Below are 24,230 nucleotides of genomic sequence, written 5' to 3' on the forward strand. Positions count from 1 at the left end.
GACCGTACGGCAGAATGGTTTCGAACAGCAACTCTTTCGGAGGTGTGGTGACCGAGGACTGGACCGACCCGAGCTGCCCGGTGGCGCGCACGCTCGACCTCGTCGGCGACCGCTGGAGCTTGCTCGTGGTGCGCGACGCCATGGACGGCGCTCGCTCGTTCACGGACTTCCAGCAGCGCACCGGGATCGCCCGCAACATCCTCACCGACCGGCTCCGCCGCCTGGTCGACCGCGGCGTCCTCGACCGGCGGACCGCGCCGTCCGGACGGCGCCAGGTCTACGTGCTGACCCCGGCCGGGCGTGACCTGTTCACGGTCGTCGTCGCCCTGCGGCAGTGGGGCGAGCGGCACGCCTTCGCCGCCGGCGAGGCGCACTCGGTGCTCGTCGACGAACACGGCGTCCCGCTGCCGCCGCTGCAGGCAAGGGGTTCGGACGGCACCCTGGCCGGCGTGGACACGACGTCGGTCCGCAAGGTCCCGCCACCGGTGTCATGAAAGGGTCGTTCATGACGTCTGACGTCATGAACGACCCTTTCATGACGTGCGGGTCAGCGGGCGACGACCTCCGGGACGGCGTGGAGCTTGCCGTCCGCGCCGGCGAGGCAGGTGGCGTTGCCCTCCTTGGCCGCGACGAACTCCGTCAGGCAGTTGGCGATGGCCGCGTGGCCGGCGGCGTTGGGGTGGAACGACTCCTGCAGCGCGTGCCCCGCGCGCTCGACGTGGCCGAGGTCGGCCAGCTGCAGCGTCAGCCGGGTGAACCACTCCGTCGCCGGGTTCGCGCCGCCGCTGCACGCCTCGTGCTTGAGGCCCGCCTTGGCCAGGTCCAGGAACCGGGCGCCGGCCTGCTGGGCGGCCGCCTTGAGCCCCGAGGACAGCACGCCGATGCCGGTCTGGGCGATCCAGCGCAGGTCCTCGGTCCGGAACGGGCAGCCGTTGAGGGTGCGCAGGTCCTCGGGCAGGTCCGGGCCGATCGGGGCCGCGTAGGACTGCAGGATCAGCTGGTAGTCCGCGGGGACGTAACCCGCCTGCGCCAGCACCGCCTTCACGTCCGAGACCGCCTTCGCCACCTTCGGCACCATCGCGTCCACTTTGGACTGCCAGGTCTGCTTCAGCGCGGTGCTGCACGGCGGGCCGCCGGCGTTGAACCACGCCTTGAAGCACTCGTTGACCTGGTTGGAGAACTTCGGCTCGTCGTTCGCGCCGACCGCGATCACCACCGCCGCCACCCGGTGGTCCTTCACCAGCGCGGCCAGCTGCTGCGCCTGCGAACCCTCGGTCCACTGCTTGGCGTCGCCGAGCGCGACCTGCTCGGCGGGCGCGCCGGAGCAGCCGAAGTTGACGTGCGCGGTGACGCCCGGGACGGCGACCTTCTCGACGAACGCGTTGGGGGAGCGGTGGCACCAGTTGCCGCCCTGGCCGTTGGTGGCCGCGGTGTACTGGCCGGCGCCCTCGCCGGACACGGTGCTGTCACCCATCGCGACGACGGTGAGCGGGCCGGTGCCCGGCGGGCCCTGCCGCGGCTGCGGCTGCCCGGGTTTGCTTTCGGAGCCGAAAAAGACGAAGAAGCCGGCCAGCAAGGCCACGCACGCGAGGACGAGGGCTCCCCAGTACCACCGAAGACGTCGCATCGCCGTCGATTCTACGGATCGCCCCGGCGGCGGACACGGTGCGTCACCGCAGCCAGGTCCGCGCCAGCCGGACGAGCGACCGCGCCAGGGTCGCCCGGTCGAGCTCCCGGTCCCGGAGCCAGTGCCGGACCTGCTCGGCCGACAGTGCCGCGAGCAGCACGTCCGCGGCGATCTCGGCGTCGGCCGCGCCGCCGGCGTCGAGCAGGTGCCGGCAGTGCTGCCGCCACAGCGCGTGCGCGCCGGTCCGGAACCGCGCCCCGGTCGTGGCGGTCTCCGACAGCAGCACGAGATCCAGCTGCCGGTCCAGCAGGTCCAGGTAGGCCTCGACGAACGCGCCGAGGCGGTCCGCGGGGTCCGCGCCGGGGCCCAGCGGCGGCGGGCCGGAGAGGATCCGCTCCTGGAGTTCGCGTTCGCGCTGGTCGAGCAGGGCCATGGCGAGGCCGCCCTTGTCGCCGAAGCGGCGGTAGAGCGTGCCTTTGCCGACCCCGGCGGCGCCCGCGACGTCGTCCATGGTCACCGCGTCGACACCGCGTTCGGCGAACAGCTGCTCGGCGGCCGCCAGGACGCGGATCCGGTTGCGGGCCGCGTCCGCCCGCTCGCGGACGGGCGCGCCGAGGAGCGGCAGCTCGGCCGGCGTTGACGAAACGGACTGCGGTCCGCTACGGTTCGAGGACATAAGCGGACTCTAGTCCGATTCTTCGCCCGGCGAAAGCCGGCACCCCTTCGAGGAGCAGGGCCATGCCCGATCTGCTGCACATTTCCGCGTCCCCCCGCGGCGAAGCGTCCGAGTCGCTGCAGCTGGCAGCTACTTTCCTGGACACCTACCGCAGCCTGCACCCGGCCGCCGACATCGACGAATGGGACCTCTGGGACGGCTCGCTCCCGGAATTCGGCCCGGCCGCGGCCCGCGCCAAGATGACCGTCTTCGGCGGCGGCACCCCGCAGGGCGAAGAGGCCGAAGCGTGGGCCGCGGCGCAGGCGGCGTTCGCGCGGTTCGACGCCGCCGACCGGATCCTGTTCAGCGTGCCGATGTGGAACTCCGGCGTGCCGTACGTGCTCAAGCAGTTCGTCGACGTCGTGTCCCAGCCCGGCTGGATCTTCGGCGTCGACCCCGCCACCGGCTACCGGCACCTCCTGGCAGGCCGCGGCAAGCGCGCCGCGGTCATCTACACGAGCGCGGTGTGGGCACCCGGCCTCGGTCCCGAGTTCGGCGCGGACTTCCAGGCGCCGTTCTTCACCGGCTGGCTCAACTGGACCGGCATCGACGACGTCACCGAGATCCGGTTCCACCCCACCCTCACCGGCGACGCCGGCGAACTCGGCCGGATCGCCCGCGAAGCCGCCCGCGACGCCGCCAAGACCTTCTGAAGGGAATCGGGTGAGCGGTCAGCCCGCCTGGGTCAGGTCCGTGGCCGCCGCCAGCTCGGCCGCGAGCTCCGCGATCGCCGGCACCGCCGGGTTGTCGTTGCCGGGCCGCCACACCAGCTCCGTCCGGGCGACGTCGCCGTCCAGGGGCACGAACGCGACGCCGGTGCGGCGCAGGCTGTGCGACGAGCGGGTCAGCCGGGTCACGCCGACGCCCGCCGCGACCAGCCCGAGCAGGCCCTGCACGGTGGCTGCCCGCTGCACCACCCGCGGCGTGAAGCCCGCGGCGGCGAAGTCGGCGTCGTAGCTGCGGTGCCACGGTTCCCAGCCGGCACGCGGGGTCAGCACCCACGGCTCGCCGGCGAGGTCGGCCAGCTTCAGCGACGGCCGCCCGGCCAGCGGGTGCTCCGCGGGCAGCACCGCGCACACCGGCTCGGTCAGCAGCGTCCGCGACACCAGCCCGGCCACCAGCGGCGGCCGGGTGAACGCCAGGTCGAACCGGTCCTCGCGCAGGCCGTCGACGAGCTCGGCGATCGACGCCTCCGCCGTCGTCACCGCCAGCTCGGGAAACCGCTCCCGCACCGCGCGGACCACCGGCGGCAGCAGGTAGTTCGCCGTCGTGGCCAGGAAAACCAGCCGGACCTCGCCGAGCTCGCCGCGCGCCGCCCGCCCGAGCGTCGCGACGGCTTCGTCGGCGCGGGCCAGCACGGCACGGGCCTCGGGCAGGAAGAGCCGGCCGACGGCGGTGAGCCGGGCCCCGCGCGCGTCGCGGTCGAACAGCCGCACGCCGAGTCCCCGTTCGAGCACGGTGATCTGCTGGGACAGCGACTGCTGCGCCAGGTGCAGCCCGGCGGCGGCGCGGGTGAAGCTGGTCGCCTCGGCGACGGCGACGAAGGAGCGGAGCTGCCGCAACTCGGGAGTCACAGGCTCAGACTGTAGCCGCGGCAGGACATCGGTGTTGGCGGCCCGGTCGTGATCCACTCCACGATGGGAAGGGAGGAAACCACTGGGAGGACACGGAAGATGACGAACACCGACGGCCGCGTCTGGCTGATCACCGGCTGCTCCGCCGGCTTCGGCCGGGAGATCGCGCTGGCCGCACTCGCCGCGGGTGACCGCGTGCTGGCCACCGCCCGCCGCCCGGAAACCCTGGCGGACCTGCAGGAACGCGGCGGCGACCGGCTTCGCACCGCGGCGCTGGACGTCACCGACGCCGGGCAGGTCGACACGGCGGTCAAGGCCGCGCTCGAGGCGTTCGGCCGGATCGACGTCGTGGTCAACAACGCCGGCAGCGGCTCGGTCGGCGCGGTCGAAGAACTCACCATGGACGAGCTGCGCGCGCTGCTGGAGGTCATGTTCTTCGGCGCGGTCGCGGTCACCAAGGCGGTGCTGCCGCACCTGCGCGCGCAGGGCAGCGGCACGGTCGTGCAGATCAGCTCGATGGGCGGGCAGCTGTCCCCGCCCGGCTACGGCGCCTACTGCGCGGCGAAGTTCGCGCTGGAAGGCATATCCGAGGCACTGGCCGCGGAGGTGGCGCCGTTCGGGGTGCGGGTGCTGATCGTCGAGCCGGGCGCGTTCCGCACCGAGTTCGGCGGCGGCCGCATGCACCGCTCCCGCACGATCGACGCGTACGCGGCCTCGACCGGCGCCACGCGAGCGGCGGTCGACACCATGGACGGCACCCAGCCCGGCGACCCGGCCAAGGCCGCCGCGGCGATCGTCCGCGCGGTGCGCAGCGACGACGCCCCGCTGCGCCTCGCACTGGGCGCGGACGCCGTCGACGCGATCCGCGCCCACCACCAGGCCGTCGCGGCGGACCTCGCCGCCTGGGAGGAGGTCAGCCGGGCCACCGCGCTGGACTAGGACCGGGCGAGCACCGCGGGACCCGTGCCAGCGCCTTGGCGGTGCCGGCGGGGAGCCGAGGTCACCGTCGTGGGACGGGCGCCCGGGCTGCGGCCCGGCACGCAGGCCGCTCGGCCGGCCCGCGGCCGCTGAGGGACCCCACTGGGCCCGCTCCGCGGCAAGCCGTAGGACGCCCGGCCAGTGCGGCGTCAGCGGACCGGCGTCGGCAAGCGCGATGCGCCGCGAATCGACCGACCGGTGGTCGCACAGCCGGGTGGGGCTGATCGGCGACGCGGCGTACTGCTCGTCGCCGATGTCCGGCGGCGGCACCGGGCCGGCCCTGGTCGGCGCCTCCCTGCCGGCCGGCGAACTCGCCGCCGCCGGGTGCGGCAGCGGGGTTCGTACGTCGACGGCCCCTCGGCCAGGGCTCCCCGCGCTCAGTCCAGCAGCGCGGTGAGCACCCCGTCGAGCAGGCGGACGCGGCGGTCGGCGATGCGGTGGACCTCGTCGTCGTGGGTGGCCACGATCACGGCCGCCCCCTCCGAGGCGCACTGGCGCAACAGGCGCAGGACCCGGGGCGTCGAACCGGCGTCCAGGTGCGCCGTCGGCTCGTCGGTGAGCAGGACCCGCGGGCGCCCCGCCACCGCGCGGGCCAGTGCCACCCGCTGCTGCTGCCCGAACGACACCTCCAGGGGGTAGCGGTCGCCCAGCTCGCCGATGCCCAGCTCGTCGAGCAGGCCCGTGACCCGCTCGGCGATCGCCGACGGCGCCGGGCGGGGGACGTCCGACCGCAGCCGCAGCGGCAACGCCACGTTCTCGGCGATCGTCAGCTCGTTGGCCAGCCCGAGCGCCTGCGGCAGCACCGCGCACGTGTGCCACGGCGGCGCGCCGCTGATCGGGACGCCGTCCAGCAGCACGCGGCCGGAGTCGGGGGAGTCGAACCCGCACAGCAGGGCCAGCAGCGCGCTCTTGCCCGACCCCGACCGGCCCGAGACCGTCACCAGCTCGCCCGCGCCGACCCGCAGCTCCAGCCCGCGCAGCACCTCGATGTCGCCGCTCGGGTGGGCGAAACTGCGGCGCAGCCCGACCGCTTCCACGAGTGTCATGCCGGCAGCTCCCGTTCTTCGACGCCCTCGAGCGCGCCCTTGTGCAGCCGGGCCACCCGCGAGCCGAGGTCGATGAGGCGTTCGTCGTGCGAGGCGGCCAGTACCGCGAAGTCCTGGTCCACCAGGTACCGCAGGGTGTCCAGCACCAGGTCGGCCGACGCCTCGTCCAGCTGGGACGTCGGCTCGTCGGCGAGGATCACCGTCGAACGCGCGGCCAGCACGCACCCGAACGCCAGCCGCTGCTGCTGGCCACCCGAGAGCGCGGTGATCTTCCAGCCGCCGGTGCCGTGCAGGCCCAGCTGCCCGAGGATGTCCTCGGCGTTGCACTCGGTGCCTGCCGCCTCGGCCGCGGCGTGCAGGTTCTCCGCCACGGTCAGGTAGCCCAGCAGGTTGTCCGCCGGGTTCTGGAACACCAGCCCCAGGTGGTGGCGCCGCAACGCCCGCCGCTCGCGGTGCTTGAGCTTGCGGACGTCGGCGCCCTGGAACGTCAGCGTGCCGCGCGCGGGCTGCTCGAACAGCCCCAGCACCCGCAGCAGCGTCGACTTCCCCGACCCGGACGGCCCGGCGAGCACGGTCATCCCGCGCGCCGGCACGTCGAGGCTGACGTCGTCGACACCGGTGACGACCCCGGCGGGTGTCTGGTAGTCGACGCCGATGCCGCGCAGGGAAAAGATGGGCTTCTCAGGCACGGATCAGCTCCGCGGTCCGGGCGGTGCGCACCGAGCGCACCGCGATCCAGCCGGCGAGGGCGACCACCGCCACGCCGATCACGACGACGGTCAGCACGAACGGCAGCGGATCGGGCAGCTCCGACCGCGGCGCGAGGAACGTCGCCGGGTCGAACCGGGGCACCGACAGGCCCGCCACCGAAACCCCGCACACGACCCCGACGACGATCGCCAGCCCGCTCAGCGCGCCCAGCTCCATCAGGTGACTGGCCAGCAGCGTCCGCGGCCGCATGCCCATCCGCAGCACCAGCGCCCCGGCCAGGGCGTTCTGCCGCCGCCGGACCTCCACCGCCACCAGCAGCGCCAGCACCGCCACCACACCGAGCACCGCGCCCAGCAGCGCCACGAACGAGAACGTCCACGACACCACGAAGAACGGCAGACCGTCCAAAGCGGACTCCCGGCTGACCCGGTTCGGGATGAACACCCCCGCCGCCCGCAACGCCGCGGTCGCCTCCGCCATCGGCGCCGTCGTCAGCACGCTCCACTTCGGAACGCCGTCCAGCTGCGCGTGGCTGAAGAGCGTGCGCGAGACGACGTAGCCGGGGGAGGTGCCGATCATCGGGAACACCGGCAGGTCGCCCGCGACGACGGCGTCCGGCAGGCCGTCGGGCAGCTTCGCGTCCTGCTTGGCCGTGTGCCCGACGCGGATCACCGGCGTGCCGCGCGGGTCCGGCCGCGAGATCTGCTCGAGCAGCCCGGCCAGGTCGTCGCCGGGGATGCGGTCCGTCGCGGCCCCGCGGGCGAACGTCGCCGGGTCGACCACCAGCACCACGCTGCCGGTCCCGGTCAGCTCGCCGACCACCGTGCTGTTCCCCGCCAGCGACGCGGGCATCGCGACCTTGCCCATGCCGATCGGGCTGTCGGTGTCGAGGCGGGCGTTGCTGCCGACGAAGATCGCCGACTTGGTCTCGAGGGCGGCCTCCTGGCCGCGGGCGATGCCGATGCCGGTGGCCAGCGTGCCGATGGCGAGGGTGCCGATGACGAGCACCCCGGTCACCGGGGCACGGGCGCCGGCCAGCCGCCGGATCGCCAGCTGCAGCGCCGGGCGCGACCAGAACCGGGCCCGGTGCGAGGCGTGCAACGCCAGCCACGCCAGCCGCGCGGTCAGCAGGCCCACGGTCAGCACCACGAACACCGGGTAGGTCAGCGCCAGCGGATCCACCTGCGGCAGCGGATTGCCCAGCCGCGACGCCGTGCCGTAGCGCGCCAGCCGCGTCCAGCCCAGCCACGCCATGCCCGCCGTCGCCAGCTCCCACGGGAAGAACGCCAGCCACCGCACCCGCCTGCCGCCGCGGCGCACCCGGCCCAGCTCGAACTCCCGGTGCACCCGCACCGCGACGACCAGCGCCAGCAGCACCAGCGACACGACGAGCGTCCCGGCGGCGGCCCCGGCGGCCTGCAGCTCGGCCGCCGGGTCCGGCGCGCCGGGCGGGCCGTACACGCCGAGCAGCAGCCGTGCCGCGGCCGCGCCGGCCGCCCCGCCGAGCAGGATCGGCAGGCCCAGCTCCGCGACGGCGAGCCCGCCGAGCGCCGCCGGGCCGCTGCCGCGCGCGGACAGCAGCCGCAGCTGCGCGTGCCGCCGCTGGTACCACTGCAGGGCCACGGTGCCGAGGCCGGCGCAGCCGACCAGGACGCTGATCAGCGCCAGCGGGAGGATCGAGACGAACACGTTGTCCCGCGCCTGGCGGGCGATCTGCACCGAGCGCTCGAACGTCGGGACGTCGGCGGCGATCAGCGAGCCGAGGCCCTGCGCGGTCAGGTCCGCGCGGACGTCGGCGACGAGGTCCTTCGAGCGCTGCAGCAGGTCCTCGGCCGCGCTCAGCGTCGTCGGCGCCGGCTCGTAGAAGGAGACCTGGAAGTACTGCAGCGTCGGCAGGCCGATGGCCTTGACCGTGTCGTCGAAGGTCTTGCGGTCGGTGGCGAAGACGATCGAGTCGATCGGGTCGTTGGCCAGCCGGTCGACGACCGCCCCGGACTGCTGGGAGCACCACCACCGCGGCGGCGGGTCGAGCAGGTCGCGGTAGATGCCGGTGACCTGCGGCAGCGGCACGCCCTGCAGGCTCGGTCTCGTGCCGATGCCGATGTGCTCGGCGTCGGCCACCACGTTGCCCAGCCACAGCCCCGGCGCCCGCGTGCCCTGCTGCAGCGTCAGGTTGTCCAGGCCGGCCTGGTCGCGGTAGCCGAGGCGGATCTTGTAGTGCGGGTCGCCGTTGAACTCGGTGCCCGGCAGCACGGTGGTGAACTGGCCGACGACGGGGGCGCCGAACCCGTGGGCGGCCGCGTGCCGCTGGATCGCGCCGGTCACCGCCGGGACGTCCTTGACCGGCATGTTGCCCTTGCCGAACGCCGGGCCGTAGCTGTCCGGGCAGGTGACGCCCGTCTGGTACTGCACCGTCGCGCCGCCGGCCGCGGACGCCTGCAGCACCGCGGCCGTGCCGAGGAAACACGCCAGCAGGGCGGTCACGGCCGCCACGACCAGCGTCAGCGGGCTGGAGAGGGCGGCCTTCGGGGCCGCTCGCCACGGCTTGGTCACTCTGCGTCGTCCATTCTTCCCCCACATCACCCGCATGGCCGCACGCTACCGGCGTCCCGGCCGCCTTGGAACGTTTTTGGCACGATCGTTGTGCGCACAGTCGATCTTGCCCACCGGTCGGGAACGCCCACAGGGCAAGGAAAAGGGCTGGGACGTTCGGCCGCAGCCGGTTGGGCAACACGGAGGTTGGCCGGGCCGCCGCGGACCGCAAGACTTCCGGGGAAGATCGTCCGCCCGCGAGGAGGAAACCCGATGCCTCACATCCCGCTCGACCCGCAGCTGCCCGGGATCCGGTCGCTGATGGCCTTCCGGCCGGAGACCGCCGTCCCGCTCAACCACTTGGCGCAGACCCTGCTGCGCGGCCCGAGCAGCCTGACCGTCGGCGAGCGCGAACTGATCGCGGCGGTGGTCTCGAACGGCAACGAGTGCCGCTTCTGCCACGGCAGCCACGCCGCCGCCGCGGCCGAGACCCTCGACGGCGGCCGCGCGGTGGTCGACGCGGCCTGCGCCGGCGTCGACGACGCCCCGGTGGGGGAGAAGCTCAAGGCCCTGCTGCGGATCGCCCTCGCCACGCGCGAAACCGGCCGCGCCGTCACGCCGGAGCTGATCGCGGCGGCCCGCGCGGAAGGCGCGACCGACGTCGAACTGCACGACACGGTCCTGATCGCCGCGGCGTTCTGCATGTTCAACCGGTACGTCGACGGCCTCGCCACGGTGGCCCCCGACGACCAGGCGGTCTACGACCAGATCGGGAAGGTGCTGGCCGCCGAGGGCTACGGCCGCTAGGACCGGGTTCCGGCGTCGGCTACGCTCCCGCCCGGATCATTGAGGGGGGAGCTTCGATGTGGCGGTTCGTCAAGCCTGCGCTGTGGACGTTCGGGGTGCTCGCCACCGCCGGGCTCGCGTTCTGGCTGGTGCTGGCCATGAACATCCCGTACAAGAGCGCCGCCGCGCCGGACACCACGCCGGAAACCACCTCGGCGAGCACCACGGCGCCGCCCCCGTCCGGGCCCACGATGGACACCGCGTATGTCACCGACGTCCGGCCGGGCCCGGACGACCGCACCGTGCTGCTGCACGTCACCCTGCCCACCTGCGTCGAAGTACCGGAGACCAAGGTCGCCGATGGCAACGACCGGGTCGACGTCGACGTCCGGTTCCGGCGGCCGGGCGGCGGCGCGGACTGCCCGCCGGCCCCCACCGACGTCCCGGTCCGGCTGCGGACACCGATCGGCCTGCGGCCGGTGTTCGTCAACACCAGCGACAGCTGGGGACAGGGGCCCGGCGGCTGGCGGCGGTGCGACCGGTTCCTCAGCTGCACCCCGCCCGCCGACCACTGCGACCCGCGGTGGATCGGGCACCTGGAGGCCCGCGCGGAAGCCGAGTTCTCCGGCACCACGCGGGCGTGCGACCAGCACTGGCTGATCCACGACCTGCAGCGGCACAGTGCCGAACCGCCGCACCGGGTCGTCTACCGCTGGGCGGGTGACACCTGGGCGGACTTCGCCTCGCCGAAGGGCGGCGGCTGCGGCGAAATCCTGGCCGCCGAACCGAAGTTCCCCACCGCGCTCTGCAAGGATCTCGCCCCGCCCGCGTGACGCTACTGGAGCACCGCGACCCGGCCGTCAGGTTCGCCAGCGGGGCCCGCACCGGCCACGGCACTCGTCGAAATAGGGCCGAACGGACTATCGGGGGCGCGGCTTTCCGCATACGGAAGCGGTTTGGAAGCCGGATCCCGCACAATACGGGGGAACGCGAAGGAGCCCAACGATGAAACGTGCTGTAGCTGCCGCTCTGCTCACCGCGGCCGCGCTCGCCGTGCTCGCCCCCGTGGCGTCCGCGGCAAGCGGACCCTCGAGCGACCCGAACCCGGTCGGCGGGATCGGAGGCGGTCCCTACATCGGCGACGTGCCGAAACCCGGCCCTGGGGGCCAGTGACCCCGGCGGTCACCGCCGGACGCCCGCTTCAGGGCACCAGCACCACGCGGCCCGGGCGGCTCCACGCCCGGGCCGCTTCTTGTAGCGGGACGCGCTCGAACCCGGCCGTCAGCGCCCCCGCCACCGTCTGCTCGACCACCGTCAGCAGTGCTTCCCGGCGCTCGTCGGCGGTGAGCTCGTTGTTCGTGTACCCGAGGATCCGCAGTGACCGGCTGCGCAGCACCGCCGAGGGGACCGGGCACACCTCGCCCGCGGCGCTGCCGAGGTTGACCAGCCGCCCGCCCGGCCGCAGGGTGCGCAGCGCCGCCGCGGCCGGGAGCCCGCACACCGGGTCCAGCACCAGGTCGACCGGGCCGGCCACCGCACCGAGCCGCCGGGCCAGCCCCTCGACGTCTTCGCCGTCCTCGAGCCGGATGGTGCCGTCCGCCCCGAACCGGCGGGCCCGCTCCAGCGCGGCTTCCGAGCGCGCGCACGCGACGACCCGGCCGGCCCCGGCCACCCGCGCCAGCTGGACGGCCGACTGCCCGACCACCCCGCCCGCGCCGAGCACCAGCACGGTCTCGCCCGCGGCCAGCTCTCCCTTGCCCGTCAAGCACATCCACGCCGCCACCGCGGACAGCCCGAGCGCCGCGACCAGCGTGTGATCGGCCTGTGCGGGCAGTTCGACCACGTCGGCGGCCGCGGCCACCGCGTACTCGGCCATGCTGCCGTCACCCGGCCGCATGCCCGCCGCGGTCGCGAACCAGACCGGTTTCCCCGCCAGCAGGCCCACTCCCTGCACCCCTGGCACGTACGGCGTGGCGGGCACGCCGAAGTAGGACGTGCCGGACGCGCAGAGCAGGTCGAGCGGGGTGATCGGCGCCGCGGTGACCCGCACGGCGACCTCGCCGGGCGACGGCGTGGGTTCCGCCCGGTCGGTCACCACCGGCGGCTGCCCGGCCGCCCGGATCTCAGCCGCGCGCACCGGCGGTCACACCGGCTGCAGGACGAAGTCGTAGCGGGCCTCGAGCCACGGCTGCGCCGACGTGCCGCCGTCCGGTGTCGGCCCGGGATCGCGCGGCTCGAAGGCGACCACCAGCTCCCGCTTGGTGCCGAACACGACGTCGCTGTCGAGGTACTGCGCGCCCTCCTGGAACAGGTGGGTGATCAGCGGCTCGTACCCGGCGGCGTTGAGCAGGAAGTGCACGTGCGCGGGCCGGTAGTGGCTGATGTCGGTGCTGCGGATGAGCTCGCCGACCGGGCCGTCCATCGGGATCGAGTACCCCTTCGGCGCGATGGTCCGCACGCAGTAGGTGCCGTCGGCGCGGCTGGTGTACTTCGCGCGCAGCCGGGCCTCGTCGACCTCCGGCAGCTGTGACTCGTACGCGCCTTCTTCGTCGGCCTGCCAGACGTCGAGGACCGCGCCGACGACCGGGAAGCCGTCCAGGCCGCGGACCGTGCCCGTGATGTAGAGCGGCGTGCCGGGCAGTCCGTCGGACATGTCGCCGCCGAACGGCATCTCCGGTGAGCCGTCGATGTGGAACGGGCCGAGCACGGTGGCCGGCGTCGCCTTGGCGTCGAAGGCGTGGTTCATCTGCACCACCAGCATGCTCAGGCCGAGCACGTCGGAGGCGAGGATGAACTCCTCGCGCTTCTCGTCGCTGATCTGGCCGGTCGCGGTCAGCCACCGCATCGCGGCCATCCACTCGGGCTCGCTCAGCCGCACTTCGCGGGCGAAGGCGTGCAGGTGACGCACGAGCGCCGCCATCACCTCGGCCGTCCGCGGGTCGTGCGCGCGCGCCCACCGCTGCGCGGCGAGCTCGGTGATGTTGTCCTCGGTGACCAGCTGCATCGGCGTTCCTCTCACGCGTGCGGATCCGGCGGGACCGACCGGTTGTTCAAGTCGACGGACAGGAAGATGTCGTTGGCGACGGGGTGGCGCAGCTCCTCGGCCAGCTGGCCGATCAGCCCCGCGGTCCTGGCCAGCAGCGCGAACCCGCGCAGCAGCTGCAGCGGCAGCCCGAGGTCGGCGAGCGCGGCGCCGCAGACGCCGGCGCCGTTGAGCGGCAGCGTCTTGCCCAGCACCCGCGGGTGCACCCGGCCGATCGCGGCGAACAGCTCCAGGTGCGGGCCGCGCAGGCCCTCTTCGTCGGCGATGGCGAACAGCCGCGGGGTGCGCGGGTCGCCGTCCTTGTGCACGTGGTGGCCGAGCCCGGGGACGAACTTCCGTTCCGCACGGCGCTTTTCGACGGTTTCGAGCGCGAGCGCGTCCCAGCCGCCGTCGCCGTCCGGGAGGGTGTCCACTTCGGACAGCACGTCGTGCAGGAATCGGCCGCAGTCCTCGGTGACGCCGAGGAAGCGCGACCCGCCGCCCAGCAGCCCGGCCGCCAGGGCGCCCTGGACCGAGTCCGGTGCGGACAGGTACGTCAGCCGCGTGACGATCGCGGTGGGGGTGAAGCCGTGGTCGGCCAGCGCGGCCAGCACCGCCTCGAAGACCCGGGTTTCCCCGGGGGACGGACGGCGTTGCGTGGCCAGCCAGAAGGCGAGCTCGCCGAACCCGACGGTGCCCATGACGTCTTCGGCCAGATCGTGGCCGAGCAGCGTGATCTTGTCCTTTGTGGACGCGCCGAGGGCGGTTTCGTAGGCCGGGTCAGCCATCGGCGGCCTCCGTCAGCCACGCCCGCAGTTCGGCGCCGTGTTCGTCGAGCTCCGGCGGCGGCAGCCGGTAGCCGGCCGGGGTCGCGGAGAACCGGATGGGGTGGCGGGTCGTCGGAACCGCGCGAGCGCCCTCGCCGACCTCGACGATCGGGTCCAGCCCGAAGCGTTCGGCCATCGCGAACCCGCCGTCGATCGTGTTGATCGGTCCACACGGGACACCGACCTCCGTCAGCGCGTCGAACCAGTCCACCGCCCCGCGTTTCGCCAGCCGCTCGACGAGGATCGGCCGGAGCTCTTCGCGGTTCTTCGTCCGGTCGGCGTTGCGGGCGAACCGCGGGTCGTCGGGGATGCCGGGCAGGTCGAGCACCTCGCACAGCCGCCGGAACTGCCCGTCGTTGGCCGCGGCGACGATCAGGTCGTTGTCGGCCGTCGGCAGCGGCTCGTAGGGGAAGACGCTGGGGTGGGCGTTGCCCATCCGGTACGGCACCACACCGCCGGCGGCGTAGGCCGAGCTGTGGTTGACCAGCCCGGTCAGCGCCGAGGACAGCAGGTTGACCTCGACGTGCTGGCCTTCGCCGGTCGCGTCACGGTGGCGCAGCGCGGCCAGGATGCCGATCACCGCGTGGTTGCCCGCCATGACGTCGAACACCGAGATCCCGGCCCGGTACGGCGGGCCGTCCGGATCGCCGGTCAGGCTCATCAGGCCCGAGATCGCCTGCACCATCAGGTCGTAGCCGGGTACGTGCGCGCCCTCGCCTGCCCCGAACCCGCTGATCGACGCGTAGACGCTGCCGGGGTTGACCGCGCGGACCGCGGCGTAGTCCAGGCCGTACTTGGCCAGCCCGCCGGGCTTGAAGTTCTCGATCAGCACGTCCGCACGGGCCGCCAGCTCGCGGGCGACGACGGCGTCGGCCTCGTCGCGCAGGTCGAGCGCGATGGACCGCTTCCCGCGGTTGACGCCCAGGTAGTACGTCGAGACGTCCCCGCGCACCGGCGGCATCCACGTGCGGGTCTCGTCGCCCTGCGGGCCCTCGACCTTGACGACGTCGGCGCCCAGATCGGCCAGCAGCATCGTGGCGTACGGGCCGGCCAGCACCCGCGAGAAGTCCGCGACCAGCAGCCCGGACAGCGGGCCGGTGGGGGGTTCCAAGACCAGGTCCTCGCCTTCTGTCCGTCAGACGGACTGTTGTCCGCCAGTCTGCGACAGGCCGCGGCTGCGGTCAACCCGCCGTGCCGCTCACGACCACGTGGGGGACCTCGTCGAGCCGGGCGAAGTCGGCGCTGATCTCCCCGGCGGTCTGCAGCAGCAGCGGCAGGTGGTGCTCCAGCAGCCGCTCGACCGGGGTTTCCGCGGCGTGGCAGTTGACGTTGACGCCGGCGATCACCCGCCCGGACCCGTCGCGCAGCGGCGCGGCCACCGACCGGATGCCCAGCGTGAGCTGCTCGTCGGTGAGCGCCCAGCCGCGGGCCCGCACCTCGCGCAGGGCGGCGTCCCGCTCGGTGCGGTCCGGCTGCCAGCGCGGGACCAGCCCCGACCGGCTCGCCTCCGCCAGCACCGCCTCCAGCTCGTCCGGCGGCAACGCGGCCAGCTGCACCTTGCCCAGCGACGTCGGCAGCGCCGGGAAGCGGGTCCCGATCTGCACGCTCAGGCCCACGATCTTCGGCACCGCGACCCGGGCGACGTAGACGATGTCGGAGCCGTCGAGCTGGGCGATCGAGCACGACTCGTTCGTGCGCGCGACCAGCCGTTCCAGGTGCGGCCGGGCGACGTCCCACAGGCCGGTGGAGCGCACGTAGGCGACCCCGAGGTCGAGCACCCGCGGCGTCAGCGAGTAGTCGCGGCCGTCGGTGCGGACGTAGCCGAGCTCTTCGAGGGTCAGCAGGATCCGGCGGGCGGTCGGGCGGGCCAGGCCGGTGGCCGTGGCGACCTCGGCCAGCGTCATCGCCCGCCGGCCCGGCCGGAACGCCGTGATCACCTCGAGCCCGCGCGCCAGTGCCTCGATGAAGTCGGGACCGGTTCCCTCGCGTGGCATGCGACCTCCCTCTGCAAGTCCCTGGCAGCGTAGCGGCGGGGATTGACACCGGCGCAGCACTGGGCAAAGGTGACTGCGCCCACCAAGTGTCCGTGGAGCGGACGAGTGTACGCAAACGGAGGCAGTCATGTCCGGATCGATCGTCCTGCGGGGTGGCACGGTGCTGACCCTCGACGACGCGCGCCGCGTCCTGCCCGGCGAAGACGTCCTGGTCGAGGGCGACCGCATCACCGCGATCGGACCGGCGCTCGACGTGCCGGCGGGCACGACCGAGATCGACGCCACCGGCGGCATCGTCATGCCCGGGATGATCGACACCCACCGCCACCTCTGGCAGACCGCCATGCGCGGCTACGGCGCCGACTGGACGCTGACCCAGTACTTCGTCTGGTACTACCTCGAGTGGGGCAAGGTGTTCCGCCCCGAGGACATCCACGCCGGCAACCTGCTCGGCGCGTGGGAAGCCCTGGAGGCCGGCGTCACCACCACTGTCGACTGGTCGCACGGCCTGCAGACCACCGAGCACGCCGACGCGGCGGCCGACGCGCTCGAAGCCGTCCCCGGCCGGTTCGTCCTCGCCTACGGCAACATCCAGGACGCCCCGGCGAACTGGACGGCCACCCGGGAGTTCCGCGACTTCGTCTCGCGGCGCACCGGCGGCGACGGCGGCCTCGAAGGCTTCCAGCTCGCCTTCGACGTCACCGGCGACCCGGCGTTCCCCGAGAAGCCGGCGTTCGAGGTGGCCCGCGAGCTCGGCGTGCCGGTGACCACGCACGCCGGCGTCTGGGGCGCGACCGGCGACGACGGGATCCGGCTGATGTACGACCACGGGTTCATGGCCCCGGAGACCGTCTACGTCCACGGCGCGTCGCTGTCGGCCGACTCCTACCACCGCATCGCCGCCACCGGCGGGTCGGTGTCGGTCTCGACCGAGAGCGAGCAGAGCGCCGGCCAGGGCTACCCGCCCACCTGGGCGCTGCGCAAGTACGGCATCCCGGTGTCGCTGTCGATGGACACCTCGGTGTGGTGGAGCGGCGACCTCTTCTCGGCCATGCGCGCCACCCTCGGCGCCGACCGGTCCCGCGAGCACCTGGAAGCGCACGCCAAGGGCGACACCGTGACGCACGCGGCACTGCGCGCGGAACAGGTCGTGGAGTGGGCCACCCGCGGTGGCGCCGCGGCGCTGGGGCGCTCGGACCTCGGCAGCCTCGAAGTGGGCAAGAAGGCCGACGTCGTCCTGCTGAAGAACGACGACTCGCCGGCGTCGTTCCCGCTGCTGAACCCGTACGGCCACGTGGCGTTCCAGGCCCAGCGCGGCGACGTCCACACCGTCCTGGTCGGCGGCCGGGTCGTCAAGCGCGACGGCAAGCTGGTCGCCGCCGACCTGCCCGCCGTCCGGCAGCGCGTCGAGGAGACGGTCGGGTACCTGCGGGCGCAGCTGGGGGAGGAGGCGTGGTGGCAGGGGATGAACCCCGACGTCCCGGAGACCAAGATCCTCGACAACCCCTACACCTACACCGACTACCAGAGCGACCGCACCCACGGCGGCTGAGCTACCGTTGCCGTCCGTGGTCCAGGTCTTCGTCCAGCCCGCCTACGGCACCGCGGACGCCCGCCGCTACGGCGCCGAATCCCTCGAGAAGACCGTGGCCTTCGGTGCGTACGCCGATCTCCTCGATCCCGCCGACCTCGCCCGGCTGAACGCGCTGCACCCGGGTGGCCGGGCCCGGTTCTGGGGCGCCAAGGACAAGTACGACCGCCGGATGGACACCGTGACCACCGGCGACGTCGTGCTCTTCACCGGCCGCAAGCACGTCCAGGCCACCGCCGAGGTCGGGCACGGGTTCCGCAACCCCGCCTTCGCACGCCGCCTCTGGGCCCCGGACCCGGGGAAGTGCCTGTTCAGCAACGTCTACAGCCTGCGCCGCTACCGCCGTGTCGGGCTGCCCTACGAAGCCGTCTGGGCGCTGCCGGGCTTCACCCCCGGCGACCACTTCATGGGCCTGCGGTTCCTCGACGCGGCGAAGTCCGCCGCCGTACTGGACCTGCTCGCCGCGCACTGAGCGAGCCGGGTCCGCGCGGTGCGGACCCGGCTCGGCTTCGACCAGCGGATCAGTCGTCGTCTTCGGCGGTTTCGCTGTCGACGTCGTGGTCGACGACCCAGTCGTCGTCGTCCGCTTCCGTGGCGTCGGCCACCGAGGTGACCGAGTGCGCCGCGGCCCCGCCCACACCGGCCGCGGTGTACCAGGCGTGGTAGCCCGCGTAGTCCGGCACGGCCACCGCGTGCGCACCCTCCGACGATGCGCCGAACGGGCCGGCCGTCAGCTTCTCCGCCTGGTAGACGGCGTGGTGCTCACCCGCGTGGCTCACCACGTGCGCCGACGTCGCGCCGTCCACGCCCGCCGACTGCTGCTCGGCGTGGTAGCCGACGTCGCTGTCGTCGTCATCGCCGTCATCGTCGTCGGTGTCGTACACCGGGCGGATCACGTGGCCGGCCGGCTCCTGGTCCACCGGGTCGGGGTGGCTCATGACGTGGTGGTGGGTCACGGCCGGGCCGTCGTAGTCGTCGTCCGCGTCGCAGTCGCAGTCGTCGTCCCCGTCGTACCAGTCGTGGCCGGACTCGCCGCTGTGCGTCACGGCGGCGCCGCCGATGCCGGCCACGGCCGAGTTCTGCTCGGACCAGTGGTGGCCCCACCAGGTCGTGCCTTCCTCGGTGTCGGTCGTGCCCGCACCACCGATGCCGGCCCAGCTGCTGGAGGTCTCGGCGCTCCAGGAGTCGTGCGGCCAGCCGAGCGGATGAGCGGTCGCCGGCCCCGCGATGACGAGGGAAAGCGGCAGCGCGAAAGCGCCGGCGACAGCCAGTCGTCGCAATGTGGACATGATTTCTCGGGGTTCCTTCCTGAGTGCGACACCGGGTTTCATTCGGGGGCCCGGCCGTCGGGGCAGAAGTTCTGTCCGAGAGGTGACGCTACCGCCGCGACAGGGCGTTGACCTGCGCAAATACCCGATCGGTGCGCCGGAACCGCCATGCGGAGGACAACGGTGGAATGGGGTCGGACCAGTCTAGTTCGCCGCCGCGGGAGCGGTCGTGACGAATGGCGTCGAATCACTCGCTCAGGTAGTTCCCTGTTTAACGGAAAAAATGTGGGTCCCGGCGCCGGGCCGGGGCCGCCGGTCGACCGCTGCCGCCTTCGGCCGGTCGGGCGACCCGGACGCGGCAGGCGGCCCAGCCGTGGTGCGCCGGTGTCGGGTCGCCGGAGCCGGGCGCCGACGGGGCAATCCGGCCGGAAGCCGCCGTCGCACCACGATAACAGAGCCTTCCACCGATTGTTCCCACGATTATCATAGTCGTGGACTAATCACTGTATTTTTCGTTACCTGGTACACCCGAAAAGCGTGGCAATGGACTCGATCGGACCAAGACCGTTGCGCAGTCAATTGCGTACGTTCACTGCATGTCGCCGATCAGATCCATTCTGGCTGTCGTTCTGCTGGCCGCGTTCGTCGTGCCGCCCGGCCCCGTCGCGGCCGCGGCCGCGGTGACGCCGGGACCGGTGTGCGACCACCAGCCGGTGGCCAACGTGACGGCACCCGCGGGCGCCGTCACCGTCGACGCCGCGGTGCCCGGCGACCTCTACCGCAAGTCGCAGGAGTCCCCGCCCGGCACGACGTTCTGGCTGCCGCCGGGCACGCACAAGCTGGCGGCGGACCCGTTCGGGCAGGTCATCCCGAAGGACGGCAACGTCTACCTCGGCGCGCCCGGCGCGGTGCTCGACGGGCAGGGCATCAACCGGGCGGCGTTCACCCAGCAGGCGAAGGACGTCGTCATCCGCGGGCTCACCATCCAGAACTTCGTCGCCCCGCAGGACCAGGGCGTGGTGAACCACGATTCCGGCGAGCACTGGATCATCGAAAACACGACCGTGCAGAACAACAAAGGCGCGGGAATCATGGCAGGCGCGCGCCAGGAGCTGCGGCACAGCTGCCTGCGCAACAACGGGCAGTACGGCATGAACGCCTATCGGTCCGACAGCACGATCACCGCGTTGATCGTCGAGGGCAACGAAATCGTCGGCAACAACACCGACGACTGGGAAACGCGCAGCCCCGGCTGCGGCTGCAGCGGCGGGATCAAGTTCTGGGTCGTCGACAAGGCCGACGTCCGCGGGAACTGGATCCACCACAACCACGGCGCCGGCCTGTGGGCCGACACCGACAACAACGACTTCCTCATCGAGCACAACCTCATCGAGGACAACGACGCCGAGGCGCTGTTCTACGAGATCAGCTACAACCTGGTGTTCCGCGACAACGTGCTGCGCCGCAACAGCCTGGTCGCGGGCAAGCGCCGCGCCGACAAGGGCGACAACTTCCCGGTGGCGAGCGTGTACCTGTCCGAGTCGGGCGGCGAGCCGCGGGTGCCGGGCCGGACCTACCTCGTCGACATCTACGACAACACCTTCGAGGACAACTGGTCCGGCATCACTGCCTGGGAGAACGCCGACCGGTTCTGCAACAGCCCGGCCAACACCTCGATCAACACGTGCACCAAGCTCGTCGCGGACCGCACGCAGTGCTCGGCGCCCGGCATCGCGTCCCCGCCGCTGTACGACGACTGCCGCTGGAAGACCCAGCTGGTCATGGTGCACGACAACACGTTCCGCTTCGACCCGGCCCGGGTCGGCTGCACGAACGGCAACTGCGGGAAGATGGCGCTGCTGTCCAACTGGGGGACGTACCCGTCCTGGTCGCCGTACCAGGGCAAGGTCATCCAGGACGCCATCACCCACGACCAGGACAACTACTGGTACAGCAACGCCTATTACGGGCCCTGGAAGTTCGTCGCGGGCGACACGTCCCGGATCCTGACGGCCGAGCAGTGGCAGTCGACGCCGTGGAACCAGGACAACTGCGCTTCGTTCGACGGCGTGATGCCGCACTGCTGAGAGCCCTATGTCGAGCGGCTTGTTGGTGGAGGGTGTGGAGTCGGCCGTGGAGGTCGGGGTTGTAGGGCTGGTGGTCGTGCCGGCAGCGCCAGAGGATTCTGGTCCAGGCTTGGGCCGGGATCCGTGCTGCGTGCGGGTGGCGGCAGCCGCGTTGGCGGGCTCGCTGGTAGGTGTCGTGGGCCCAGGGATTCGCGCGTGGGGTGTCTTGGGCCCAGTCGACGAGCGCGGCGCGCAGTTGGGTGTTGCAGCCGCGGCGGTAGGCGACGGTGCGGTGTTTGCCGGATTGGCGGGTTGAGGGCGCGACCCCGGCGGCGGCGGCCAGGGCTTGGGCGTCGGGGAAGCGGGCTCGGCAATCGCCGATCTCGGCGAGCAGTGTCGCAGCGCGGATAGCGCCGGCCCTGGGCAGGGACTGGAAGATCGGCCCGTCGGGGTGGGCCAGCAGCGCTTCTTTGATGCGTGTTTCGAGGTCGGCTTGCCGGGTGCGCAGGTGGCTGAGCAGGTCGACGAGGGTGAGCACGATGACTTCGCCGGCCTCGGCCGCGGGCCCGCTGGTGTGTCCGGTTACCGCCTCGCGCAGGTGAGCGTTGAGGTCGGCGGCGCTGTGCCGGCCGCTATAGCTGTTGGCTTTGAGCCAGTGCGCCATTCTCGAAGGGGAAAACCAGGCGGCCTTGGCCTCGGACGGGAACCGACGCAGGAACGCCAGGCTGATCGGCAGGTCCAGCTGGCTGAACAGGCCGACGGCGCCGGGGAAGTGGTGCTGCAGCAAGGCCAGCAGCTGGTTGTGGACTGCGATCCGATGGTCGATCAGGTCACGACGAGCGCGGATGAGCATCCGCAGCGCGATGGTGTCATCTGTGTCTGGGCGTACGGGGGCCCAGCGACCGGCGTCGGTGCGCAGGGCATCGGCCAGGACGAACGCGTCGAACCGGTCGTCCTTGTTGCCGGCGCTGCCGTAACGGGCCCGCAGTGACCGGACCTGCCTGGCCGGGATGACCACGACCTCGAAGCCCTCGCGCAGCAGGTGCTCGACCACCGGCCCGTCACTCCGCTCGATCCCGACCCGGGCGACGCCGTGGCGGGACAACAGTGCGGTGATCTTGCTCAGCCCGGTGCGGGAGTGGGTGAGGGTGGCTTCGGCGATCCGGCGCCCGCCGGCATCGACGATGCACATTGCGTGGTGCTGCCAGGACCAGTCGATTCCGGCGAACGCGGGCGTAGCCTCCATGGTGTGCTCCTTTCCGTCAGCCCACGGAAATCAGCACTCCGGTCCGGGACGTGACGGTCGGTCGCTCACTGAGGCGCTCCAGGCCGGCAAGCCGTGGCGCAAAGCCCTATGGCCGATCTGCGCGTCCCGGGCCACCGGGCGCTGCAACTCTCAGCCAGGTCATCCCCATCGGGTGACGCGCTCAGCCCGGCAGTGACCCGGCAGACCCGGGGTGCAGACAAGACGCATACGCCTGTCCACCCCCCAACGTCCACCAGTGAGCGCTCAGCAGGGGGCGTCCGGGTCCGCGGCCGCGGTGAACTCCAGCCGCAGGGCGTCGGTGCGCGGCAGTACCACGGCCGTCCCGTCGGCCTTCTGCCACTGGACGGGCAGCAGGAAGTACTGGCCGCCGGACTGCAGGATCAGCTTCAGTCCGGTGTACCGGTAGTGGTAGGCGGCGTCGGGGTTGCGGCACGCCGTCTCGCGGACGCCCGGCGCGGTGAGGTTCAGGCTCTTCGCGCTGTACAGCACGGCCTCCGGCGGGGCAGCCAGCCCTGCCTCGATCTGCAGGGCCCGGCCGACGCCGACGGACGCGGAGTAGTCGGCCACGGCCCAGAACAACCCCACGCTGACCAGCGCGAACGCCGCCAGCCACTCCGCGGTCGCGACCGGCGGCGGCAGCGCACGGCCGGCCCGGGCGGCGAGCAGGCGGGAGGCGGACACGAGGAACAGCACGCCGAGGGACAGCCCGGCGCCGGGCACGGAATACGACGAGGCGAACGCCTCGGGGCGCACCACGCCCACCGCCGCCACGGTGACCCCGGCGAGCCCGCACCCGACGGCCACCGGCGTCGCGACGCGCAGCAGCCGCTGCCACGCCGCGTCGGCGAGGCGGGCCCGGAGGAAGCGGTACAGCCACAGCAGGGCCAGCATCGCGGCCATCACCACGGCCACCGGGGCGAAGAGGCCGTCGGCGCTGCGGACCAGGTAGTCCTGCGCGGTCAGGCCCATCGTCGAGAGCGGGACGCCGAAGTAGTCGAGCAGCCAGTTGGCGTGCTGCCTGCCGAAGAAGAACAGCAGCCCGGTGAGCACGGTCGTCGGCGCGATCACCGAGCCGAGCAGCCGCAGTGCCCGCGAGGGGTTTTCCGGCTGCGCCACGGCCGGGGGCCGCAGGGAGCGGAGCCGTTTCGCCATCTCTCAGCCGCTCGGCGACGGTTCGGTGAAGTCGCCACAGGGATCGGAGAGCACCACGGTGATCGTGTCACCGCGGTAGATCGGCAGTGCCTGGATGATCCGCTTGACCTCGCAGTCCTGGTCGGGGTCCGGGGGTCCTTCGACGGTCTCGGCGATCTCGACGCAGAGCGTGCCGCCGCATTCGTCCGTCAGCTGCGCCTTCGTCAACGGCCCGGTCTCGGCGTAGGAGCTGCCGACGATGTCGATGGGCGCGGTGCGCACGGGCGACCCCTTCGCCGGCGGTTTCGCGGTCGTCGGGGTGGACTTCGACGGCGGCGGCCGCCGGGTCGTCTGAGCGGCGGTCCGGGAGGTCACGACGGCGGGGGAACTCCCCGGCGCCGGTCCCGCCGAGCTCGCGGGCGGCTCGCTCGCGGAGGCGGTGGTCGCGGTGCCGGTGACCAGGGAAGTCGGCGGTTCCGGCGGGCCGGTACTCCCGCACCCGGCCACCAGCGCGCCCAGTGCCAGCCCGATCGGGCCCGTGATCCGTCGCATGGGCACCACCTCGTTCTCCTGAAGCGGTAGTCGTCCCGGCGGCGGGCCCGGTTACAAGATCGCGCGCCGTCTGGCACCCTCAGTCGAGATACCGGCGGTAGCCCCGGGCACCGGCCCGGAATCCCCATGACTCGTAGAAGGCGTGCGCGGCGTCGCGGCCGGATCGGGACAGCAGCTGGACCTTGTAGCAGCCCGCTTCCCCTGCCACGGCGAAGGCTGCCGCCATCAGGGCGGCACCCACGCCCGACCGCCGGTGCCGGGCTGCGACCACGACGTTTTCCACGAGCATGAACGGCCGCGCCCCGCGCGTGAGGTTCGGCAGGGTCGCGCAGTCGACGGTGCCGGCCGCGACGCCGTCGACCTCGGCGAGCAGGATCGCCCGGCCGGGCTGGCCGGCGATGGCCCGCCAAGCGGCGGCCGCGGCTGTCGCGGACGGGACGACGTCGTCCGGATGCAACTCCCGGAGCAGAGCGAGCAGGGCCGGCACATCGGCCTCCGTGGCGAGCCTGGTCGTGATAGTCATACCGGCCACTTTGCCCTTAC

General features: G+C 72.8%; 24 protein-coding genes and 2 pseudogenes. 10 read left to right on the plus strand and 16 right to left on the minus strand.

Going from position 1 to position 24,230, the window contains the following annotated elements:
* Window positions 1-14: 14 nt before the first annotated feature.
* A complete protein-coding gene (locus BLW76_RS25045; protein ID WP_091311502.1) occupies window positions 15-494 on the plus strand; it encodes a winged helix-turn-helix transcriptional regulator in 480 nt (159 codons plus the stop codon).
* 53 nt (window positions 495-547) lie between these two features.
* Here the strand turns inward: BLW76_RS25045 and BLW76_RS25050 are convergent, their stop codons facing one another.
* Together BLW76_RS25050 and BLW76_RS25055 are read right to left on the minus strand one after the other, a co-directional pair.
* Complete coding sequence (locus BLW76_RS25050) at window positions 548-1,627, minus strand: GDSL-type esterase/lipase family protein (RefSeq protein WP_208613372.1); 1,080 nt, start codon at window positions 1,625-1,627, stop codon at window positions 548-550.
* Window positions 1,628-1,670: 43 nt separating this feature from the next.
* Window positions 1,671-2,303, minus strand: coding sequence for a TetR/AcrR family transcriptional regulator (locus BLW76_RS25055; RefSeq protein ID WP_091311505.1), 633 nt, complete (start codon window positions 2,301-2,303; stop codon window positions 1,671-1,673).
* Between the two features lie 62 nt (window positions 2,304-2,365).
* Here BLW76_RS25055 and BLW76_RS25060 point away from each other — a divergent pair, with 62 nt between their 5' ends.
* On the plus strand, window positions 2,366-2,995 hold the full coding sequence (locus BLW76_RS25060) for an FMN-dependent NADH-azoreductase (RefSeq protein WP_091311507.1): 630 nt from the start codon (window positions 2,366-2,368) through the stop codon (window positions 2,993-2,995).
* A gap of 18 nt (window positions 2,996-3,013) precedes the next feature.
* Here BLW76_RS25060 and BLW76_RS25065 read toward each other — a convergent pair whose 3' ends face one another.
* Window positions 3,014-3,916, minus strand: coding sequence for a LysR family transcriptional regulator (locus BLW76_RS25065; protein ID WP_091311508.1), 903 nt, complete (start codon window positions 3,914-3,916; stop codon window positions 3,014-3,016).
* 99 nt (window positions 3,917-4,015) lie between these two features.
* Between BLW76_RS25065 and BLW76_RS25070 the strand changes: the two genes are divergently transcribed.
* Both BLW76_RS25070 and BLW76_RS47940 read left to right on the plus strand, forming a co-directional pair.
* A complete protein-coding gene (locus tag BLW76_RS25070; RefSeq protein WP_091311510.1) occupies window positions 4,016-4,855 on the plus strand; it encodes an oxidoreductase in 840 nt (279 codons plus the stop codon).
* A gap of 232 nt (window positions 4,856-5,087) precedes the next feature.
* Window positions 5,088-5,219 (plus strand): annotated as a pseudogene (locus tag BLW76_RS47940) (FAD-dependent monooxygenase); the annotation flags it as partial.
* Window positions 5,220-5,271: 52 nt separating this feature from the next.
* On the opposite strand, the gene BLW76_RS25080 reads toward BLW76_RS47940, so the two are convergent.
* The 3 genes from BLW76_RS25080 to BLW76_RS25090 are packed head-to-tail and all read right to left on the minus strand — an operon-like array spanning window position 5,272 to window position 9,204.
* On the minus strand, window positions 5,272-5,940 hold the full coding sequence (locus tag BLW76_RS25080; protein ID WP_091311513.1) for an ABC transporter ATP-binding protein: 669 nt from the start codon (window positions 5,938-5,940) through the stop codon (window positions 5,272-5,274).
* Entirely contained in the window at window positions 5,937-6,629 is a 693-nt protein-coding gene (locus tag BLW76_RS25085; protein ID WP_091311514.1) for an ABC transporter ATP-binding protein, read from the minus strand. Before BLW76_RS25085 ends, BLW76_RS25080 begins: the two co-directional genes overlap by 4 nt.
* Window positions 6,622-9,204 carry an FtsX-like permease family protein gene (locus BLW76_RS25090; RefSeq protein ID WP_091311517.1) on the minus strand — a complete coding sequence of 861 codons (2,583 nt, stop codon included), beginning with the start codon at window positions 9,202-9,204 and terminating at the stop codon, window positions 6,622-6,624. The genes BLW76_RS25085 and BLW76_RS25090 overlap by 8 nt, the downstream gene beginning before the upstream one ends.
* Before the next feature lie 252 nt (window positions 9,205-9,456).
* On the opposite strand from BLW76_RS25090, the gene BLW76_RS25095 reads away from it, so the two are divergent.
* From BLW76_RS25095 to BLW76_RS48705, 3 genes are all read left to right on the plus strand, one after another.
* Complete coding sequence (locus BLW76_RS25095) at window positions 9,457-9,990, plus strand: carboxymuconolactone decarboxylase family protein (protein ID WP_091311519.1); 534 nt, start codon at window positions 9,457-9,459, stop codon at window positions 9,988-9,990.
* A 56-nt stretch (window positions 9,991-10,046) separates the two neighbouring features.
* Window positions 10,047-10,802: a hypothetical protein gene (locus BLW76_RS25100; protein WP_091311521.1), complete on the plus strand. Its 756-nt coding sequence runs from the start codon at window positions 10,047-10,049 to the stop codon at window positions 10,800-10,802.
* 172 nt (window positions 10,803-10,974) lie between these two features.
* Window positions 10,975-11,142: a hypothetical protein gene (locus tag BLW76_RS48705; RefSeq protein WP_167384724.1), complete on the plus strand. Its 168-nt coding sequence runs from the start codon at window positions 10,975-10,977 to the stop codon at window positions 11,140-11,142.
* Window positions 11,143-11,170: 28 nt separating this feature from the next.
* On the opposite strand, the gene BLW76_RS25105 is transcribed toward BLW76_RS48705, so the two are convergent.
* From BLW76_RS25105 to BLW76_RS25125, 5 genes are all read right to left on the minus strand, one after another.
* Window positions 11,171-12,106 carry a quinone oxidoreductase family protein gene (locus BLW76_RS25105; RefSeq protein WP_244170296.1) on the minus strand — a complete coding sequence of 312 codons (936 nt, stop codon included), beginning with the start codon at window positions 12,104-12,106 and terminating at the stop codon, window positions 11,171-11,173.
* Window positions 12,107-12,112: 6 nt separating this feature from the next.
* Window positions 12,113-12,973: a dioxygenase family protein gene (locus BLW76_RS25110; RefSeq protein WP_091311524.1), complete on the minus strand. Its 861-nt coding sequence runs from the start codon at window positions 12,971-12,973 to the stop codon at window positions 12,113-12,115.
* A gap of 11 nt (window positions 12,974-12,984) precedes the next feature.
* Complete coding sequence (locus BLW76_RS25115) at window positions 12,985-13,779, minus strand: citryl-CoA lyase (RefSeq protein WP_091311525.1); 795 nt, start codon at window positions 13,777-13,779, stop codon at window positions 12,985-12,987.
* Window positions 13,772-14,929 (minus strand): CaiB/BaiF CoA transferase family protein, encoded by a 1,158-nt coding sequence (locus tag BLW76_RS25120; protein WP_091311528.1) that lies wholly within the window; start codon window positions 14,927-14,929, stop codon window positions 13,772-13,774. The genes BLW76_RS25115 and BLW76_RS25120 overlap by 8 nt, the downstream gene beginning before the upstream one ends.
* 70 nt (window positions 14,930-14,999) lie before the next feature.
* Window positions 15,000-15,812, minus strand: coding sequence for an IclR family transcriptional regulator domain-containing protein (locus tag BLW76_RS25125; protein ID WP_091311530.1), 813 nt, complete (start codon window positions 15,810-15,812; stop codon window positions 15,000-15,002).
* Between the two features lie 127 nt (window positions 15,813-15,939).
* On the opposite strand from BLW76_RS25125, the gene BLW76_RS25130 reads away from it, so the two are divergent.
* Both BLW76_RS25130 and BLW76_RS25135 read left to right on the plus strand, forming a co-directional pair.
* Entirely contained in the window at window positions 15,940-17,364 is a 1,425-nt protein-coding gene (locus BLW76_RS25130; protein WP_091311532.1) for an amidohydrolase family protein, read from the plus strand.
* A 16-nt stretch (window positions 17,365-17,380) separates the two neighbouring features.
* A complete protein-coding gene (locus BLW76_RS25135) occupies window positions 17,381-17,875 on the plus strand; it encodes a hypothetical protein (RefSeq protein ID WP_091319830.1) in 495 nt (164 codons plus the stop codon).
* A 49-nt stretch (window positions 17,876-17,924) separates the two neighbouring features.
* On the opposite strand, the gene BLW76_RS25140 is transcribed toward BLW76_RS25135, so the two are convergent.
* The gene (locus BLW76_RS25140; protein WP_091311534.1) at window positions 17,925-18,692 is read right to left on the minus strand and encodes a hypothetical protein; all 768 of its coding nucleotides are present in this window, start codon (window positions 18,690-18,692) and stop codon (window positions 17,925-17,927) included.
* Between the two features lie 575 nt (window positions 18,693-19,267).
* On the opposite strand from BLW76_RS25140, the gene BLW76_RS25145 reads away from it, so the two are divergent.
* On the plus strand, window positions 19,268-20,758 hold the full coding sequence (locus BLW76_RS25145) for a right-handed parallel beta-helix repeat-containing protein (protein ID WP_091311536.1): 1,491 nt from the start codon (window positions 19,268-19,270) through the stop codon (window positions 20,756-20,758).
* Between the two features lie 76 nt (window positions 20,759-20,834).
* Here the strand turns inward: BLW76_RS25145 and BLW76_RS25150 are convergent.
* From BLW76_RS25150 to BLW76_RS25165, 4 genes and pseudogenes are all read right to left on the minus strand, one after another.
* Window positions 20,835-21,983: pseudogene (locus BLW76_RS25150) on the minus strand (IS110 family RNA-guided transposase); the annotation flags it as partial.
* Between the two features lie 264 nt (window positions 21,984-22,247).
* Window positions 22,248-23,156 (minus strand): hypothetical protein, encoded by a 909-nt coding sequence (locus BLW76_RS25155; RefSeq protein ID WP_091311538.1) that lies wholly within the window; start codon window positions 23,154-23,156, stop codon window positions 22,248-22,250.
* A gap of 3 nt (window positions 23,157-23,159) precedes the next feature.
* On the minus strand, window positions 23,160-23,687 hold the full coding sequence (locus tag BLW76_RS25160) for a hypothetical protein (RefSeq protein WP_143060678.1): 528 nt from the start codon (window positions 23,685-23,687) through the stop codon (window positions 23,160-23,162).
* Between the two features lie 79 nt (window positions 23,688-23,766).
* The gene (locus BLW76_RS25165) at window positions 23,767-24,210 is read right to left on the minus strand and encodes a GNAT family N-acetyltransferase (RefSeq protein ID WP_091311542.1); all 444 of its coding nucleotides are present in this window, start codon (window positions 24,208-24,210) and stop codon (window positions 23,767-23,769) included.
* Window positions 24,211-24,230: the final 20 nt, after the last annotated feature.

This window comes from Amycolatopsis tolypomycina (assembly GCF_900105945.1).
GTDB classification, from domain to species: domain Bacteria; phylum Actinomycetota; class Actinomycetes; order Mycobacteriales; family Pseudonocardiaceae; genus Amycolatopsis; species Amycolatopsis tolypomycina.

Coding starts and splice junctions, on each gene's coding strand:
- BLW76_RS25045 (WP_091311502.1), top strand. CDS start 15: ATGGTTTCGAACAGCAACTCTTTCGGAGGTGTGGTGACCGAGGACTGG.
- BLW76_RS25050 (WP_208613372.1), bottom strand. CDS start 1,627: ATGCGACGTCTTCGGTGGTACTGGGGAGCCCTCGTCCTCGCGTGCGTG.
- BLW76_RS25055 (WP_091311505.1), bottom strand. CDS start 2,303: ATGTCCTCGAACCGTAGCGGACCGCAGTCCGTTTCGTCAACGCCGGCC.
- BLW76_RS25060 (WP_091311507.1), top strand. CDS start 2,366: ATGCCCGATCTGCTGCACATTTCCGCGTCCCCCCGCGGCGAAGCGTCC.
- BLW76_RS25070 (WP_091311510.1), top strand. CDS start 4,016: ATGACGAACACCGACGGCCGCGTCTGGCTGATCACCGGCTGCTCCGCC.
- BLW76_RS25080 (WP_091311513.1), bottom strand. CDS start 5,940: ATGACACTCGTGGAAGCGGTCGGGCTGCGCCGCAGTTTCGCCCACCCG.
- BLW76_RS25095 (WP_091311519.1), top strand. CDS start 9,457: ATGCCTCACATCCCGCTCGACCCGCAGCTGCCCGGGATCCGGTCGCTG.
- BLW76_RS25100 (WP_091311521.1), top strand. CDS start 10,047: ATGTGGCGGTTCGTCAAGCCTGCGCTGTGGACGTTCGGGGTGCTCGCC.
- BLW76_RS48705 (WP_167384724.1), top strand. CDS start 10,975: ATGAAACGTGCTGTAGCTGCCGCTCTGCTCACCGCGGCCGCGCTCGCC.
- BLW76_RS25110 (WP_091311524.1), bottom strand. CDS start 12,973: ATGCAGCTGGTCACCGAGGACAACATCACCGAGCTCGCCGCGCAGCGG.
- BLW76_RS25115 (WP_091311525.1), bottom strand. CDS start 13,779: ATGGCTGACCCGGCCTACGAAACCGCCCTCGGCGCGTCCACAAAGGAC.
- BLW76_RS25125 (WP_091311530.1), bottom strand. CDS start 15,812: ATGCCACGCGAGGGAACCGGTCCCGACTTCATCGAGGCACTGGCGCGC.
- BLW76_RS25130 (WP_091311532.1), top strand. CDS start 15,940: ATGTCCGGATCGATCGTCCTGCGGGGTGGCACGGTGCTGACCCTCGAC.
- BLW76_RS25140 (WP_091311534.1), bottom strand. CDS start 18,692: ATGTCCACATTGCGACGACTGGCTGTCGCCGGCGCTTTCGCGCTGCCG.
- BLW76_RS25145 (WP_091311536.1), top strand. CDS start 19,268: ATGTCGCCGATCAGATCCATTCTGGCTGTCGTTCTGCTGGCCGCGTTC.
- BLW76_RS25155 (WP_091311538.1), bottom strand. CDS start 23,156: ATGGCGAAACGGCTCCGCTCCCTGCGGCCCCCGGCCGTGGCGCAGCCG.
- BLW76_RS25160 (WP_143060678.1), bottom strand. CDS start 23,687: ATGCGACGGATCACGGGCCCGATCGGGCTGGCACTGGGCGCGCTGGTG.
- BLW76_RS25165 (WP_091311542.1), bottom strand. CDS start 24,210: ATGACTATCACGACCAGGCTCGCCACGGAGGCCGATGTGCCGGCCCTG.